The sequence below is a fragment of the Azovibrio restrictus DSM 23866 genome, assembly GCF_000429665.1.
Taxonomy (GTDB): domain Bacteria; phylum Pseudomonadota; class Gammaproteobacteria; order Burkholderiales; family Rhodocyclaceae; genus Azovibrio; species Azovibrio restrictus.
The window spans coordinates 40002-54336 of the sequence record NZ_AUCH01000003.1 but is presented as its reverse complement, the minus strand read 5'-3'; the positions used below and the strand labels follow the sequence as shown (position 1 = coordinate 54336).

Below are 14335 nucleotides of genomic sequence, written 5' to 3'. Positions count from 1 at the left end.
TCTAGAGCTTCAACTGGCTGATCACGTCGTAGATGGGCCCGATCACCGAAAGCATGATCCAGCCCAGCAGGGTGCCGAGGATCAGGGTGAGCAGGGGTTCGATCAGGGCCTGGGCCCGGCTCACGGATTCCTGCACGTCCCGGTTGTAGAAGTAGCTGACGTTGAGCAGGGCCGTGTCCAGGGCGCCGGTGCTCTCGCCGATACGCACCATGCGCACTACCAGGGGGGGGAACAGCCCCGTGTCCTGGAAGGCGGCGGCCATGTTGCGGCCCTCGCGGATGGCCTGTTCGGTCTGTTCCAGGGCGCGCCGGATGACCCGGTTGCCCACTACGTCCCGGGTGGTGCGCAGGGATTCCAGCACCGGGATGCCGGCGGCGTAGAGCATGGCGAAGGTGCCGGCAAAGCGGGACAGGATGATCTTTTTGAGAATGCCGCCCACCAGGGGCAGACGCAGCTTCAGGGCGTCGAAGCGGCGCCGGGCCAGGGGGTTGTTGTGCAGCAGGTAGATGAGCAGGGCGGTGATCAGGCCGGGCAGGAGCAGGGGGACGTACCAGTAGTCGAGCAGCAGGTCCGAGATCAGGAACAGGGCCCGGGTGTGGGCGGGCAGGGCCTGGCCCATGTTGCCGACGAAGAGCTTGAGCTGGGGCACCATGTAGACCATCAGGAAGGTGGTGGCGCCCAGCACGATGGTGCTGACGAAGGCCGGGTAGAGCAGCAGCTTCTGGGTGTGGGCGATGAGTTCGTCCTCCCACTTGAGGGAGGCGGTCAGGTTGTCCAGCACCCGGTCCAGGTCCCCCGAGGCTTCTCCGGCCCGGATCAGGCTGAGGAACACCCGGTTGAACAGGCCGGGGTGGGCGGCCATGGCCTGGGACAGGGTCTGTCCCCCTTCGATATTCTCCACCAGATTGGCGGTGACTTCCTTCAGGCGCGGGTGCTCCAGGGAGTCGCGCAGATCGGTGAGGGCGTCCAGCAGGGGAACCCCGGCCCGGATCAGCTGCTGCAGCTGGAAGCAGAAGTTGATCAGTTCCCGGCGCGGCACCCCGGAGCCGCCCAGCAGGGGCCGATGGCGGATGGGTTTGCCGCGCACCAGGTCCAGGCCCATGTGCTTGAGGCGCATCTCCAGGTCCACCGGGTTCATGGCTTCCATGCGCCCGCCGATCCGGCGGCCCTCGGCATCCACGGCGGAATAGTCGTACAGCATGGCCTACATCCTGTCGGTCAGGTCCACCACCCGGCCCAGTTCTTCCAGGGAGGTGGCGCCGGCCAGGACCCGCTGGATGCCATCCTCGGCCAGGGAGCGGAAGCCCCGAGTGCGGGCGTGGGCGAGGATTTCGCTGCGAGTCGCCTGGCAGGCGATCAGGTCATCCAGCTCCCGGTCCACGCGCAGCAGTTCCATCACCGCCAGGCGCCCCTTGTAGCCGAGGAAATTGCAGTGCTCGCAGCCCACCGGGCGGTAGATGCGCGGCGCCTCGGCCTGGGGCTCCTGGCCGAGCAGGCGGCATTCCTGAGCGTCGGCCCGGGCCGGCGCCTTGCAATGCACGCACAGGCGCCGCACTAGGCGCTGGGCGATGATGCCGATCACGTTGCCGGACAGGATGTCCGGGGTGACGCCGATGTCCAGCAGCCGGGGAATGGCACCCACGGCGGAATTGCTGTGCAGGGTGGCGAAGACCTGGTGGCCGGTCATGGCGGCCCGGAAGGCCATTTCGGCGGTGGCGGCGTCGCGAATCTCGCCCACCAGGATCACGTCCGGGTCCTGGCGCATCATGGAGCGGATGCCGTTGGCGAAGTCCAGCTTGGCGGCTTCGGCCACGGCGGTCTGGCGCACCAGGGGCATCGGATACTCCACCGGGTCCTCCAGGGTCATGATGTGGATGCGCTCGGAATTGATGTGGTTGAGCACCGAGTACAGGCTGGTGGTCTTGCCGCTGCCCGTGGGGCCGGTGACCAGGATGATGCCCTCGGGGCGGGCGATCATCAGTTTCAGCTGGGCCAGGTGGTCCTCGGTCAGCCCCAGCTGTTCCAGGGGCACGATGCCCTTCTGCCGGTCCAGCACCCGGAGCACGATGTTTTCCCCGTGGATGGTGGGCTGGCTGGAGACCCGGAAATCCACCGGCCGGCCGGAGACCGAGAGGGCCAGATGGCCGTCCTGAGGGGCCCGGGTCTCGGCGATGTTCATGCCGCTGATCACCTTGATGCGCACCGCCATGGCCGGCCAGTAGGATTTGTGCAGGGCCCGGATCTGCCGCAGGATGCCGTCCAGCCGGTAGCGGATGCGCAGGAAGCTGCTTTCCGGCTCGAAGTGGATGTCCGAGACTTCCCGCTTCACCGCGTCGGTGAGGATGGCGTCGATCAGGCGCACCACCGGCTGGCTGTATTCATCGCCCACCGTCTGCAGGCTGTGCCAGTCGATCTCGCCGGTCTCGATCTCCTTCAGGATGCCGTCGATGGACAGCTCGTGGCCGTAGTACTGGTCTATGGCCCGGTCGATCTCCGATTCCCCGGCCAGCAGGGTGTCGATGCGCACCTGCTCCCCCACCAGGCTGCGTACCCGGTCCAGGCCCACCAGATCGTTGGTGTCCGCCACCGCCAGGGTGAGCTGCTGCCGTTCCTGGTCGTAGTCCAGGGCCAGCAGATGGTGGCGTTTGGCAATCTGGCGCGGGACCAGCTTCAGGGCCATGGGGTCCACCACGGCCCGGGACAGGTCGATGCAGGCCTTGCCCAGGTTCTCCGACAGGGCGTCCCGCAAGGTGGTTTCGGAGACGAAGCCCAGGATCACCAGCAGCTTGCCGATCGGCAGGTCGGACTTCATCTGCTCCAGCAGGGCGATGCGCAGCTGGTCCTCGGAGAGGATGCCCTGGTCCAGCAGGATCTGCCCCAGGGGCCGGCGGTGCAGGTGGGGGGCATTCATGGTGGGCCTCCCTCAAGGAGGCGCAGCCGCTCCCGGGCCAGGTCGGCGTTGAAGGTGGCGGGGCGCAGCCGGGCGGCCTCCAGGGCCTGCCGGTAGTAGTTGGCGGCGGGGCCGGGCTGACGCAGCTGTTCCAGGCTGACGGCCAGGTTGAAGCGGTAGTCGGGATTGCTGCCGTCCAGGCTGCAGGCCTGGAAATAGGCCGCCTGGGCCTCGGCCCAGCGCTGCCGGGCGGCGAGCAGGTTGCCTAGGGCGAAATGCAGAGCCGGGACACCCGGCTGTTCCCCGAGCAGGGTGCGCAGCCGGCTTTCCGTGCCTTCCGGGTCCCGTTCGCCGTTCAGGCCCAGGAAGCCGGCCAGGGCCCGGGGGTCCCGGGGGTGGGCCGTCAGGGCCGCCTGGTAACGCTGCTGGGCTTCCCCGGGGCTGCCTTCGTGCAGGGCGATGGCGGCCAGCCCGAGCAGGGCGTCCAGGTTGTGGGGGTCCCGCTGCAGCACCTGGGTGAAATCCTGGCGGGCCTGGGCCAGGGCGCCCCGTTCCAGGGCCGCATGGGCCTGCTGCAGCCCCGGGTCCAGGAGCTGCGCCCGGCGCTGGATGCGCAGCTCGGCGGGGGCGGTGTTGGTGGCGGGGGCGGCCGTTTCCAGGGGCGGGGCCTCCACCGCCTGGGCCAGCCGGTGGCTGTTCATGGCCCGCGGGATGGCCTGTTCGTCCCGTTCCGCCGGCCGCGGGGGCGGGGCGGCGGGGGCTGCCGGGGCCGGGCGGCTGGTGGCGGCTGGAGGGGGCGGCGGGTTTTCCAGGGCCTGCAGCTGCCACCAGAAATAGCCTCCCAGGGCCAGCAGTCCCAGTCCTCCCAGAGGCAGCATCCAGAGCAGGGGGCGTCCCGGACGGGCGGCGCGGGCCCGGACCTGAAAGGCCTGGCGCCCCCTTTCCTGGTTTTCGGCGGTGCCAGCCGGCGCGCCCAGGGAGGCGGCCAGGTCCGCATTGACGGCATCCAGGTGCTGGGCCAGGTCGGGCAGGCCCCGGGCTGCCGCAGGCTCCAGGGGCTCCAGCTGCAGGGTGTCCCGGGCCTGGGGGTCTGGCGCTTGGGGCGGGGCCCGTTTCAGGGCGTCCATGAGTAGGCTCATGGCTGCTGCTCCCGGGCAGGCGGCAGGGCTGGATTGAGGGGCTGGGCCTCGGGGGGCTGGGGGAAGAAGCTCTGATCCGGCAGGTAGGGGCGCAGGGAGGAATAATCGCCCTGGAGGCTGGGGTCGCGGATCACGATGGGGCGCAGGAAGATCACCAGCTCCGATTTGCGGGCCGAATTGTTGCGCGAGGTGAACAGTTCGCCGGCCAGGGGTACCTGGCCAAGTACGGGCACCCGCCCGGTCTTGTAGTCGATGCGGTCCTCCATCAGTCCGCCCAGCACGGCGATGTCGCCGCTCGTGACCCGGAGCACGGATTCGATCTCCCGGGTGCGGATCTGGGGAATCTCGTTGGAGACGGTGCTGGGAATGTCCGGATTGGGGTCCTTGACCATGGCGGCGATGCTGGAAATGGTGGGCCGCACGTTGAGGATGATGCTGTCGTTGTCGCTGATCTGGGGGGTGACCGTCATCACCAGGCCGACGGAAACGGTCTGGGGCGTGGTGGTGTAGGCGACGATGGCGTTGGTGTTGGCGTTGCCCGGGGTGACGTCGGCCTTGATGCTGAAATAGACCACGTTTTCCACCACCTTCAGCAGGGCGGTCTGGTTGTTGAGCACCGACAGGCGCGGGCTGGAGAGGACCTTGGCGGTGCCGAAGGACTGCAGCAGGTTGAGGGTCATGTCCAGGGGGTTGGCCTGGTTTACGAAGCTGAGCACGAAGGGGGTGAGGCTGGGATTGACGCCCCCGGTGGCCGTGGTGGGGGTGACCCCGAAGCGCTTGTCGCCGCCGGCCCAGATGCGGCTCCACTCGATGCCCTGCTGGTAGCCGTCGCCCAGCTCCACTTCGACGATGGTGGCTTCTATCATCACTTGGCGGCGGGCGGCGAGACTCACCTTGTCGATGAATTCCTGGATGCGCTCATGCTGGCGCCCGGTGGCGCGCACGGTGATCACCCCGCTCTCCGGATGCACGATCACCGAGGCTGCTTCCCGGAAGGTGGTGCGGCGGATCACCCGGGTGCCCCGGGCCTGGCCCTCGCTCAGTCCGGGCTGGGCCTGGTTGCGGTTACCGGCCCGGCTGGCCGGCTGCTGCTGGGGCGTGCCGCTGAAGGCGCCGGCAAACTCCTCCTCTTCCTCGCTGCTGCCTTCGGGCAGGACCTTGTCGGTTTCCCGCAGGATGTCCTTGATGTTCTTTTCCAGGGATTCCCAGAACTGGTTGCGGGAGCTGTTTTCCACCCGGGTGCTGGAGATGTTGCCGCTCCCCAGGGAGGATTCGGCGCCGCCGCTGCCGCTGGCACTGGTGCTGATCTGGGTGTTGGTGGCCACGGTGCCGCTGACGTTGCGGCTCAGATTCACGTAATCCACTTTGTAGTGGCGCAGGAAGGGGCTGTCGGGCATCACCACCAGATTCGGGCCATCGAGTTCGAAGCGCAGGTCCACCTGACGGGTGATGCGGGCCAGGAGCTGGGGCAAGGTCTGATCGATGGCGTTCAGGGTGACGCTGCCGCTGATGCCCGGGTGGATGTCCACATTGAGTTTGGCATCCCGGGCCAGGGCGAACAGCAGGTCCCGGACCGGGACGTTATGCACCACGACGCTGTAGGTTTCCGCGCGCGGTGCGGGAGTGGGAGGCGGCAGGGCCAGGGGTTGCCGGACAGGGGCGGGGATGGCGCCCGGGCTGCCGGCGCGGGCCTGCTCCTGGGTCAGGTGGCCCTTGACCGGGTCCCGGGGGGCCGGCGCGCTGCAGGCGCCGAGCAGGGCCAGGAACAGGCAGAGGGATGCGATGCGGACAACCATTTTTCACCTCTTCTGGGTGATGCTGTTGGCATTAAACGGTGTGGCCGGAAGAAAATCAAGACTCCCCGGGGTGTGGCGTCTCCATCCTAACGGACAAGGCAGGGGAACGCCACCCCTGCCCATCAACAGCGTGGCGCCTGGATGCTCGGCGTGGCTTCAACGCAGTTGGGCGATGGGGCGGGGGTAGGGGCCGCTGGCCCGGATGCTGCCCGGCAGCCGGGCCAGGGCGGCGCCGGCAGCCTGGCGGTCGGGGTAGTCGCCGTAGATCACCCCCAGGCGTTCCCGGCCCGGGGGGCCGGAGCGGTACACGCGCAGCTCCCCGTCCGCCAGCTGGGCCGGCAGCCGGCCGAGCAGGCGTTCCACGTCGGCGGCGCTGCCCGCATCGGTGACCAGCAGCTGCAGGGTGAAGTGGCTTGGATCGGCTCTACCTATCCAGTTCTGGAAGTCGGCCAGACGGGCGGCAGTCCGGGGCGGCAGGGTATCGCCTTCCACCTGTTCCGGAGCAGCGGCCTGGAGGGGGGCGACAGGGGGTGTGGGGGCGGCCCGGGTTTCCCGGGCGACGGCCTGGTTCTGGGCGGCGGGGCGCTCGGGCCAGGGGATGCCCGGCAGGGCCAGCGTCAGGAAGGCCAGCAGTCCCAGGCCCCCTGCCGCCAGGGCCAGGGGGCGCAGCCAGCGGGCAGCGCCGGGCGCGATCGGCTGGAAGCGGGCGTCCTTGATGGCGGCGGCCGCCTGGTCCTGGTCCACCTGATGCTGGTTGGCGCAGAAGGCGGCGAGCAGGGCCTTGTCGGCCAGGATGTTGATGCGCCGGGTCAGTCCGGCAGAGCTTCGGGCAATGCGCCCCACGGCGGCCGGGGTGAAGGGATTGGGGCCCCGGTAGCCGGCCGCGCGCAGCCGGAATTCCAGGTAGGCGGCCACGTCCGGCCTGGCCAGGGGCTGCAGCTGGAAATGCTGGGTGATCCGTTCGCGCAGGGGGCGCAGGGCCGGGTCGGCCAGGCGGGTGTCCAGCTCCGGCTGAGCGAACAGCACGATCTGCAGCAGTTTTTCCCGGGGTGTCTCCAGGTTCGAGAGCAGGCGTACTTCTTCCAGGGCCGGGCCGGGCATGGCCTGGGCTTCGTCGATCAGCAGCACCACCCGGCGGCCCTGGGCGTAACGTTCCAGCAGCGCCTGCTGCAGGGCCCGGGTGGTGCCATGGGGGCTGCGGTCCGGGAGTTCCAGGCCCAGGTCGGCGGCGATGGCGGCGAGGATTTCCTCCCGGGACAAGGAGGGGTTGGCCAGGTATACCGTGTCCCCGCCCCGGCCCCGGGCTTCCAGTCGCTGCAGCAGCATGCGGCAGAGCATGGTCTTGCCGCTGCCCACCTCGCCACTGACCTGGATGATGCCCTCCTCGTGCTCCAGGGAGTAGCAGAGGGCGTCGAGCACGGCGCCCCGGTCGGCGCCCGCGAAGAAGAAATCCGTGTGGGGGGTGATCCGGAACGGGGGTTCAGTCAGGCCGAAATGATCCAGGTAGAGACTCAATCGCGGCTCCAGGCTTCCAGGCGGTTGTAGAAGGTGCTGCGGCTCAGGCCCAGGAGCCGGGCGGCCTGGCTCACGTTGCCCTGGCTGCGGCGCAGGGCGGCTTCCAGATAGGCCCGGCCCCAGTGGTTCAAGGTGGCGTCCAGGTTGATGGGGGCGGCCTGGGCCAGGTGCTGGCTGGCTGCCAGGAGCAGCTGTTCGGCGTCGGCCGGGTCGGTCAGGTGGCTGGCGGGCAGGGGGGCTTCCTCATCCTGCTCCAGCTCCGGCAGCAGCTGGGCCGGCGTCAGCACCTGGCCGGGGTAGCGGGTGATCAGGCGCAGCACGATGTTGCGTAGTTCCCGCACGTTGCCGGGAAAGGGGTAGGCCAGCCAGCGGGCCTGGGCGTCGCTGTCCAGGCTGGGGGGCGCCAGGCCCAGCTGGGCGGCCAGCTGCTCGCAGAAGTGGGTAAACAGCACCAGCCTGTCCGCGCCCATGTCCCGCAGGGGCGGAACCTCCAGGGTGAATACCGAGAGCCGGTGGTACAGGTCGGCCCGGAAGCGGCCTTCCCGCACGGCCTGGCGCAGATCCCGGTTGGTGGCGGCGATGATCCGGGCCCGGGCCCGGCGGCTGTGGGTTTCCCCGAGGCGCTGGTATTCCCCGTTTTCCAGGACCCGCAGCAGCTTGGGCTGCAGCTCCAGGGGCAGTTCGCCGATTTCGTCCAGGAACAGGGTGCCTTCCCCCGCGTCTTCGAAATAACCGGCCTGGGCTTCATGGGCGCCGGTGTAGGCGCCCCGGGTGTGGCCGAACAGGGTGGCTTCCATGAGGCTGGGCGCCAGGGCGGCGCAATTGACGGCCAGGAAGGGCTGCTGGCGCCGCCGGGTCTGGCGGTGCAGGCCCCATTGGGCCACCACTTCCTTGCCGCAGCCGGATTCGCCGGTGATCAGCACCGGGTAGGGGGAGTCGGCGCACAGGGCGATCTGCTGGCGCAGCTTTTCCATGGCGGGGCTGTGGCCCGCCAGGGGGCTGGCATCGGCATGGGCGTCGGGGGGGCTGTCCAGCACCTTGAGCAGCAGTTGGCGCAGCTGGCTCGGCTCACAGGGTTTGGGGATGAATTCCAGGGCCCCCAGGGTGCGGGCGTGGCGGGCGTTTTCCTGCTCGTCCTGCCCCGAAAGCACGAGGATGCGCAGCTGCGGCTGGCGGGTCAGCAGTTCCCGGATCAGGGCGAAGCCTTCGCCGGGACGGTGGGGGGCGGGCGGCAGGCCCAGGTCCACCAGGGCCAGGTCGGGGGGGCGGGGCAGCCGTTCCAGTTCCTTCAGGCAGGCCGGCCGGCTGGCGGCCAGGCGCACGTCAAAGGTGTCGGCCAGGGCAAAGGCCAGGGACTCCCCCAGCAGGGGGTCGTCATCGACGATGAGGAGCAGGGGCTTCTGGTCCGGCATGGGTGTCTCCTGTGGGGCCCGCGTCGGCGATTATAGTCATGGGGATGCCATGGAGGTGGCCGGAGATCGTCTGGTAGAATGGCCGGTCCCGACGAACTCGGCCGCCCCGGCGTCCCCTTCCCTTTGCCCATGTCCTGCGACAATCTGGTCCAAATTGACAACCTGCAGTTCGATTATGGCGGCAAGCCCGTGCTGCAGGGCATCAACATGCGCATCCCCCGGGGCAAGGTGGTGGCCATCATGGGCGGTTCCGGCTGCGGCAAGACCACCTTGCTGCGCTGCATCGGCGGTCAGCTCCGGCCTTCGGCGGGGCAGGTGCGGGTGGATGGGGCGGTGGTCAACGAAATGAGTCAGGCCCAGATCTATGCCCTGCGTCGGCGCATGGGCATGCTGTTCCAGTTCGGGGCCCTGTTCACCGACCTGTCGGTGTTCGACAACGTGGCTTTCCCCCTGCGCGAACACACGGATTTGCCCGAGGACCTGGTCCGGGATCTGGTGCTGATGAAGCTCCAGGCGGTGGGTCTGCGGGGTGCCCGGGATCTGATGCCCAATTCCCTCTCCGGCGGCATGGCCCGCCGCGTGGCCCTGGCCCGGGCGGTGGCCCTGGACCCGGCCCTGATCATGTACGACGAGCCCTTCACCGGCCTCGACCCCATTTCCCTGGGGGTGATCGGCCAGTTGATCCGGCGCCTTAACGACGCCCTGGGGGCCACGTCCATCATGGTGACCCACGATATCCAGGAATCCCTGCTGATCGTGGATTACATCTACTTCATTTCCGGCGGCCGGGTGGTGGCCGAAGGCACCCCAGAGGAGATCCGGCATTCCACCGATCCCTTCGTGCACCAGTTCGTCCAGGCCGAGGCGGATGGTCCCGTGCCCTTCCACATGCCGGCCCCGCCCTTCGCGCAAGAGTTGATGGGAGGCGCCCGTGGCTGATCTTCTGGAGCCGCTGTGCCGGCTGGGCAGCCAGGTGGTGGAGCGCATCTGGCGCCTGGGCTACGCCAGCCGGTTTTTCGTGGCCGTGCTGCTCAATTCCGGCGCCGCCCTGCGCCGCTATCCCCTCACGTTGCGGGAAATCTGGTTCAGCGGCGTCCTGTCCCTGATCATCATCCTGGTGTCCGGCCTGTTCGTGGGGCTGGTGCTGGGCATGCAGGGTTACGAGATTCTGCAGCGCTACGGCTCGGCGGAGCAGTTGGGGACCATGGTGGCCCTCTCCCTGCTGCGCGAGCTGGGACCCGTGGTGGCGGCCCTGCTCTTTGCCTCCCGGGCCGGTTCCGCCATCACTGCCGAGATCGGCCTGATGAAGGCCACCGAGCAGCTCAAGGCCATGGACATGATGGCGGTGGACCCGGTGGCCCGGGTAGTTGTGCCCCGCTTCTGGGGCGGCGTCATTTCCATGCCCCTGCTGGCTGCCATGTTTTCCAGCATGGGCATTTTCGGCGGCTGGCTGATCGGGGTGGTGGTGATCGGGGTGGATGACGGCTCCTTCTGGTCCCAGATGCAGTCCGCCGTGGATTTCCGCTACGACGTCTGGAACGGCATCCTGAAGAGCCTGGTGTTCGGGGTGGCGGTATCCCTGATCGCCGTCTTCGAGGGCTATGATTCCGCCCCCACTGCCGAAGGGGTGTCCCGGGCCATCACCCGTACCGTCGTCACTTCTGCCCTGGCCATCCTGGCCCTGGATTTCGTGTTGACCTCTTTCATGTTCAGGGGAACCTCATGAGTCGTACCACCCTAGACCTCTGGGTCGGATTCTTCGTCGCCCTCGGCATCGCCGCCCTGTTGTTTTTGGCCCTCAAGGTGGGCAGCTTCACGGGTGTGCACATGGACCAGACGTACCAACTCCAGGCCAAGTTTGATAACATCGGCGGCCTCAAGGCCCGGGGGCCGGTGAAGAGTGCCGGCGTGGTGGTGGGACGGGTGAGCGACATCCGTTTCGACCCGGAAACCTACGAGGCGGTGGTGTCGCTCAGCATCGATGCCCGCTACACCTTTCCCAAGGACACCTTTGCCTCCATCTATACCTCCGGACTGCTGGGGGATCAGTATGTGGGCCTGGAGCCGGGGGGGGACGAGCGCAAGCTGGCCGCCGGCGATACCATTTTTAAAACCCAGTCCGCAGTAGTGCTGGAGAAGCTGGTGAGCCAGTTCCTCTTCAACAAGGCAGCTGAAGGTCAGGATCCGAAATGAACGTGAAAACCCAGCAGAAGTCCGCCTGGCGCGGATGGCGAGGCAGCCTGGCCCTGGCGGCGGCAGTGCTGCTGGCCGGTTGCGCCGGCACTACCCGGGCGCCCAGCCCCCAGGATCCCTACGAGGGCTTCAACCGGACCATGTTCGAGGTGCACGAAGGCCTGGACAAGGTCGCCCTGCGGCCCCTGGCCAAGGGCTACGATGCCGCCGTGCCCCTGCCCGCCAAGATGAGCGTGCACAATTTCTACGAGAACCTCTGGGACGTCAGCCGGGGCGGCAATGCCTTCCTCCAGGGCAAGCCCCGGGAGGGCTTCACCGGTCTGGGCCGGCTGCTGATCAACTCCACCGTGGGCATCTTCGGTCTCTTCGACGTGGCCAGCGAGATGGGACTGGACCAGGGGGATGAGGATTTCGGCCAGACCTTCGCCGTCTGGGGGGTGCCGGATGGCCCCTATGTCTTCCTGCCCGTGATCGGCCCCAATACTTCCCGGGACCTGGTGGGCTGGGGCGTGGACCAGTACTTCTATCCCCTCTGGTGGCACGTGGATAACGTGGCCCTGCGCAACAGCGCCGTGGCCCTGCGCGCCGTCGAAGTCCGCGCCGGCCTGCTGCCCGGGGACAAGGTGATCGAGGAAGCCGCCCTGGACAAGTATGCCTATATCCGTTCCGGCTACCTGCAGCGTCGGGCTTCCCAGGTGCATGACGGCAATCCGCCCCGGCGTGACGACAATTAAGACCAGGATCTGATGTGATGAAGCGTTTGTTTGTTCTCTTGATGACGGCCTGCATGGCCGTTGCTACCGGTTCCGTGGCTCTGGCCCAGGAAGCGGCGCCGGATGCCCTGGTGAAGACCGTCACCGACGACGTGCTCAAGGCCGTGCGTCAGGACAAGGATATCCAGAACGGCAATACCCAGAAGACCATCGCCCTGGTGCAGACCAAGGTGCTGCCCTATTTCAATTTCAACCGCATGACCTCCCTGGCCGTGGGGCGGGACTGGAACAAGGCCACGCCCAAGCAGAAGGAGCAGCTGGCCCAGCAGTTCCAGGAGCTTCTGGTGCGCACCTATTCGAACGCCCTGTCCTCCTACCGGGATCAGACCGTACGCTACAAGCCCTTCAAGATGAACCCCGGTGATACCGACGTGCTGGTGCGGACCGAGGTGGTGCAGCCTGGCGGGCGTCCGATCCAGCTGGACTACAGCCTGGAGAAGACCGACAAGGGTTGGAAGGTCTATGACGTGGTGGTGGCCGGCGTCAGCCTGGTGACCAATTACCGGGATTCTTTTGCCCAGGAAGTGCGCAATGGGGGCATCGATGGCCTGATCCAGGCCCTGGCGAGCAAGAACAAGGCTCTGGACAGCGGCAAGGGGGCCTGAGATTCCGTCAGACATGCTCCGCTGTGAAGCCGACCGCCTGCTGGTGCAGGTGCCCATGGTGATGGCGAATGCCCGCGGCCTGCTGGAAGCAGGCCGTGGCTTTTTTGACGGCAGCGACCGGGTGGTGGACCTCTCCGGGGTGCAGCAGGCCGATTCTTCCGGCCTGGCGGTGCTGCTCGAATGGCTGCGCCTGAACCAGGCCGCCGGCGGCCAGTTGCGCCTGACCGGTGTGCCCGATGGCCTCCGGGCCCTGGCTGATCTCTACGATCTCGACGCCCTGTTCGAGCGGGCCTGAGGCCCGCTGGCCTGTCTCCATGGGTAGTTCCGTCTCTCCCGTAGCCGTTCCTGCCGTCGCCTTTGCCGGGGTGGTCAAGCGCTTTGGCGCCTTCACCGCCCTGGACGGGGTAGACCTGGAGATCGCTCAGGGGGAGTTCTTCGGTCTGCTGGGTCCCAATGGCGCCGGCAAGACCACCCTGATTTCCTGCCTGGCCGGGCTGGCCAGACCCTCCGCCGGCAGTATCCGGGTTCTCGGTCACGAGGTGCAGGGGGATTACCGGGAAGCCCGGCGCCGGCTCGGGGTGGTGCCCCAGGAACTGGTGTTCGATCCCTTCTTCACCGTGCGCGAGACCCTGCGCATCCAGTCCGGCTATTTCGGCATCCGGCGCAACGATGACTGGATCGACGAGATCCTGGCCAATCTGGATCTGGCGGACAAGGCGGACACCAACATGCGCCGCCTGTCCGGCGGCATGAAGCGCCGGGTGCTGGTGGCCCAGGCCCTGGTGCACCGGCCCCCGGTGATCGTCCTGGACGAACCCACGGCCGGGGTCGACGTGGAATTGCGCCAGGGACTGTGGCGCTTCATCCGCCGCCTGAACGAGGCCGGGCACACCATCGTGCTCACCACCCACTACCTGGAAGAAGCTGAGGCCCTTTGCCAGCGCATCGCGCTGCTGAAGCGAGGCCGCATCCTGGCCCTGGACAGCACGGCCAACCTGCTGGCCCGTTTTTCCGGCCACAGCCTGACCCTGAAACTGTCCGGGGAGCAGGAACTGCCCGCCTCCCTGGAGCCCCTGGTCCAGCGCCGCAACGGACGGGAGGTCGTGCTGCAGCTGAGCCGGCTGGAGCTGGTGGAAACCGTGCTGGCCAGCCTGCGCCAGGCCGGCCTGGGGCTGGAGGACCTGCGCCTGAATGCCCCCGATCTGGAGGATGCGTTCATGGCTCTGGTAGGGGCGGAGGCTTCCCATGCTTGATCTGGGCGGAGGTTTCGGCGCCCTGTTGCGCAAGGAGCTGCTGCGTTTCTGGCGGGTGGCCTTTCAGACCGTGGCCGCCCCGGTGCTGACGGCCCTCCTTTACCTGCTCATCTTCAGCCATGTGCTGGGGGAAGAGCGCCTGGTGCATGGGCTGGCCTACACGGCCTTCCTGGTGCCCGGCCTGGTGATGATGTCGGTGCTGCAGAACGCCTTTGCCAATTCCTCCTCCAGCCTGATCCAGTCCAAGGTTACCGGCTCCCTGGTGTTCGTGCTGCTGCCGCCGATCTCCTACGGGGCCTTCTATGGGGCTTTCGTCCTGGCGGCGGCCCTGCGCGGCCTGGTGGTGGGGCTGGGGGTGTGGCTGGTGACCCTGCCCTTCGCTCCCCTGTGGCCGGCCCAGCCCCTCTGGGCCCTGGCGTTTGCCCTGCTGGGGGGCGCCATCCTCGGGACCCTGGGGGTGATCGCCGGCATCTGGGCCGACAAGTTCGATCAACTGGCGGCCTTCCAGAATTTTCTGGTGCTGCCCCTGACCATGTTGTCCGGGGTGTTTTACTCGATTCACTCCCTGCCCGCGTTCTGGCAGGCCGTCTCCCATTACAATCCCGTCTTTTACATGATCGACGGCTTTCGCTACGGCTTCTTCGGTGTTTCCGACGTGGGGCCGGAAGTGAGTCTGGCCGTGGTCCTCCTCTGTTTTGCGGGCCTGGCCCTGCTCACCCTGATGCTCCTCAAGCGGGGCTGGAAACTGCGCTATTGATC

14 protein-coding genes are annotated in these 14335 nt (G+C 67.7%); 8 read left to right on the top strand and 6 right to left on the bottom strand.

Annotation, left to right across the window (positions count from 1 at the left end; translation table 11 throughout):
• Position 1 precedes the first annotated feature (1 nt).
• The 6 genes from G474_RS0103925 to G474_RS0103900 all read right to left on the bottom strand — a co-directional run bounded on the left by G474_RS0103925 (position 2) and on the right by G474_RS0103900 (position 8752).
• The gene (locus G474_RS0103925; protein ID WP_026685841.1) at positions 2–1201 is read right to left on the bottom strand and encodes a type II secretion system F family protein; all 1200 of its coding nucleotides are present in this window, start codon (positions 1199–1201) and stop codon (positions 2–4) included.
• 3 nt (positions 1202–1204) lie between these two features.
• A complete protein-coding gene (locus G474_RS0103920) occupies positions 1205–2911 on the bottom strand; it encodes a GspE/PulE family protein (protein WP_026685840.1) in 1707 nt (568 codons plus the stop codon).
• Positions 2908–4029, bottom strand: a complete 1122-nt coding sequence (locus G474_RS24390; protein WP_156919143.1) for a tetratricopeptide repeat protein — start codon at positions 4027–4029, stop codon at positions 2908–2910. The genes G474_RS0103920 and G474_RS24390 overlap by 4 nt, the downstream gene beginning before the upstream one ends.
• Entirely contained in the window at positions 4026–5825 is a 1800-nt protein-coding gene (gene mshL / locus G474_RS0103910; protein WP_043463164.1) for a pilus (MSHA type) biogenesis protein MshL, read from the bottom strand. The genes G474_RS24390 and mshL overlap by 4 nt, the downstream gene beginning before the upstream one ends.
• Before the next feature lie 156 nt (positions 5826–5981).
• Entirely contained in the window at positions 5982–7340 is a 1359-nt protein-coding gene (locus G474_RS0103905) for an AAA family ATPase (protein WP_026685838.1), read from the bottom strand.
• Positions 7337–8752 carry a sigma-54-dependent transcriptional regulator gene (locus G474_RS0103900; protein ID WP_026685837.1) on the bottom strand — a complete coding sequence of 472 codons (1416 nt, stop codon included), beginning with the start codon at positions 8750–8752 and terminating at the stop codon, positions 7337–7339. Before G474_RS0103900 ends, G474_RS0103905 begins: the two co-directional genes overlap by 4 nt.
• A gap of 129 nt (positions 8753–8881) precedes the next feature.
• Here G474_RS0103900 and G474_RS0103895 point away from each other — a divergent pair, with 129 nt between their 5' ends.
• Genes G474_RS0103895 through G474_RS0103860 form a run of 8 tightly spaced genes read left to right on the top strand, consistent with a single transcriptional unit; the run spans position 8882 to position 14333 of the window.
• A complete protein-coding gene (locus tag G474_RS0103895) occupies positions 8882–9691 on the top strand; it encodes an ABC transporter ATP-binding protein (RefSeq protein WP_026685836.1) in 810 nt (269 codons plus the stop codon).
• The gene (mlaE, locus tag G474_RS0103890) at positions 9684–10478 is read left to right on the top strand and encodes a lipid asymmetry maintenance ABC transporter permease subunit MlaE (protein WP_026685835.1); all 795 of its coding nucleotides are present in this window, start codon (positions 9684–9686) and stop codon (positions 10476–10478) included. The genes G474_RS0103895 and mlaE overlap by 8 nt, the downstream gene beginning before the upstream one ends.
• Positions 10475–10945, top strand: coding sequence for an outer membrane lipid asymmetry maintenance protein MlaD (mlaD, locus tag G474_RS0103885; RefSeq protein WP_026685834.1), 471 nt, complete (start codon positions 10475–10477; stop codon positions 10943–10945). The genes mlaE and mlaD overlap by 4 nt, the downstream gene beginning before the upstream one ends.
• Positions 10942–11679, top strand: coding sequence for an MlaA family lipoprotein (locus G474_RS0103880; RefSeq protein WP_026685833.1), 738 nt, complete (start codon positions 10942–10944; stop codon positions 11677–11679). Before mlaD ends, G474_RS0103880 begins: the two co-directional genes overlap by 4 nt.
• A 17-nt stretch (positions 11680–11696) precedes the next feature.
• Positions 11697–12323 (top strand): MlaC/ttg2D family ABC transporter substrate-binding protein, encoded by a 627-nt coding sequence (locus tag G474_RS19415; protein ID WP_043463162.1) that lies wholly within the window; start codon positions 11697–11699, stop codon positions 12321–12323.
• 13 nt (positions 12324–12336) lie between these two features.
• Positions 12337–12618, top strand: a complete 282-nt coding sequence (locus G474_RS0103870; protein WP_051281814.1) for an STAS domain-containing protein — start codon at positions 12337–12339, stop codon at positions 12616–12618.
• Positions 12619–12637: 19 nt separating this feature from the next.
• Positions 12638–13576: an ABC transporter ATP-binding protein gene (locus tag G474_RS0103865; RefSeq protein WP_043463160.1), complete on the top strand. Its 939-nt coding sequence runs from the start codon at positions 12638–12640 to the stop codon at positions 13574–13576.
• Positions 13569–14333, top strand: a complete 765-nt coding sequence (locus tag G474_RS0103860; RefSeq protein ID WP_026685830.1) for an ABC transporter permease — start codon at positions 13569–13571, stop codon at positions 14331–14333. Before G474_RS0103865 ends, G474_RS0103860 begins: the two co-directional genes overlap by 8 nt.
• Positions 14334–14335 lie beyond the last annotated feature (2 nt).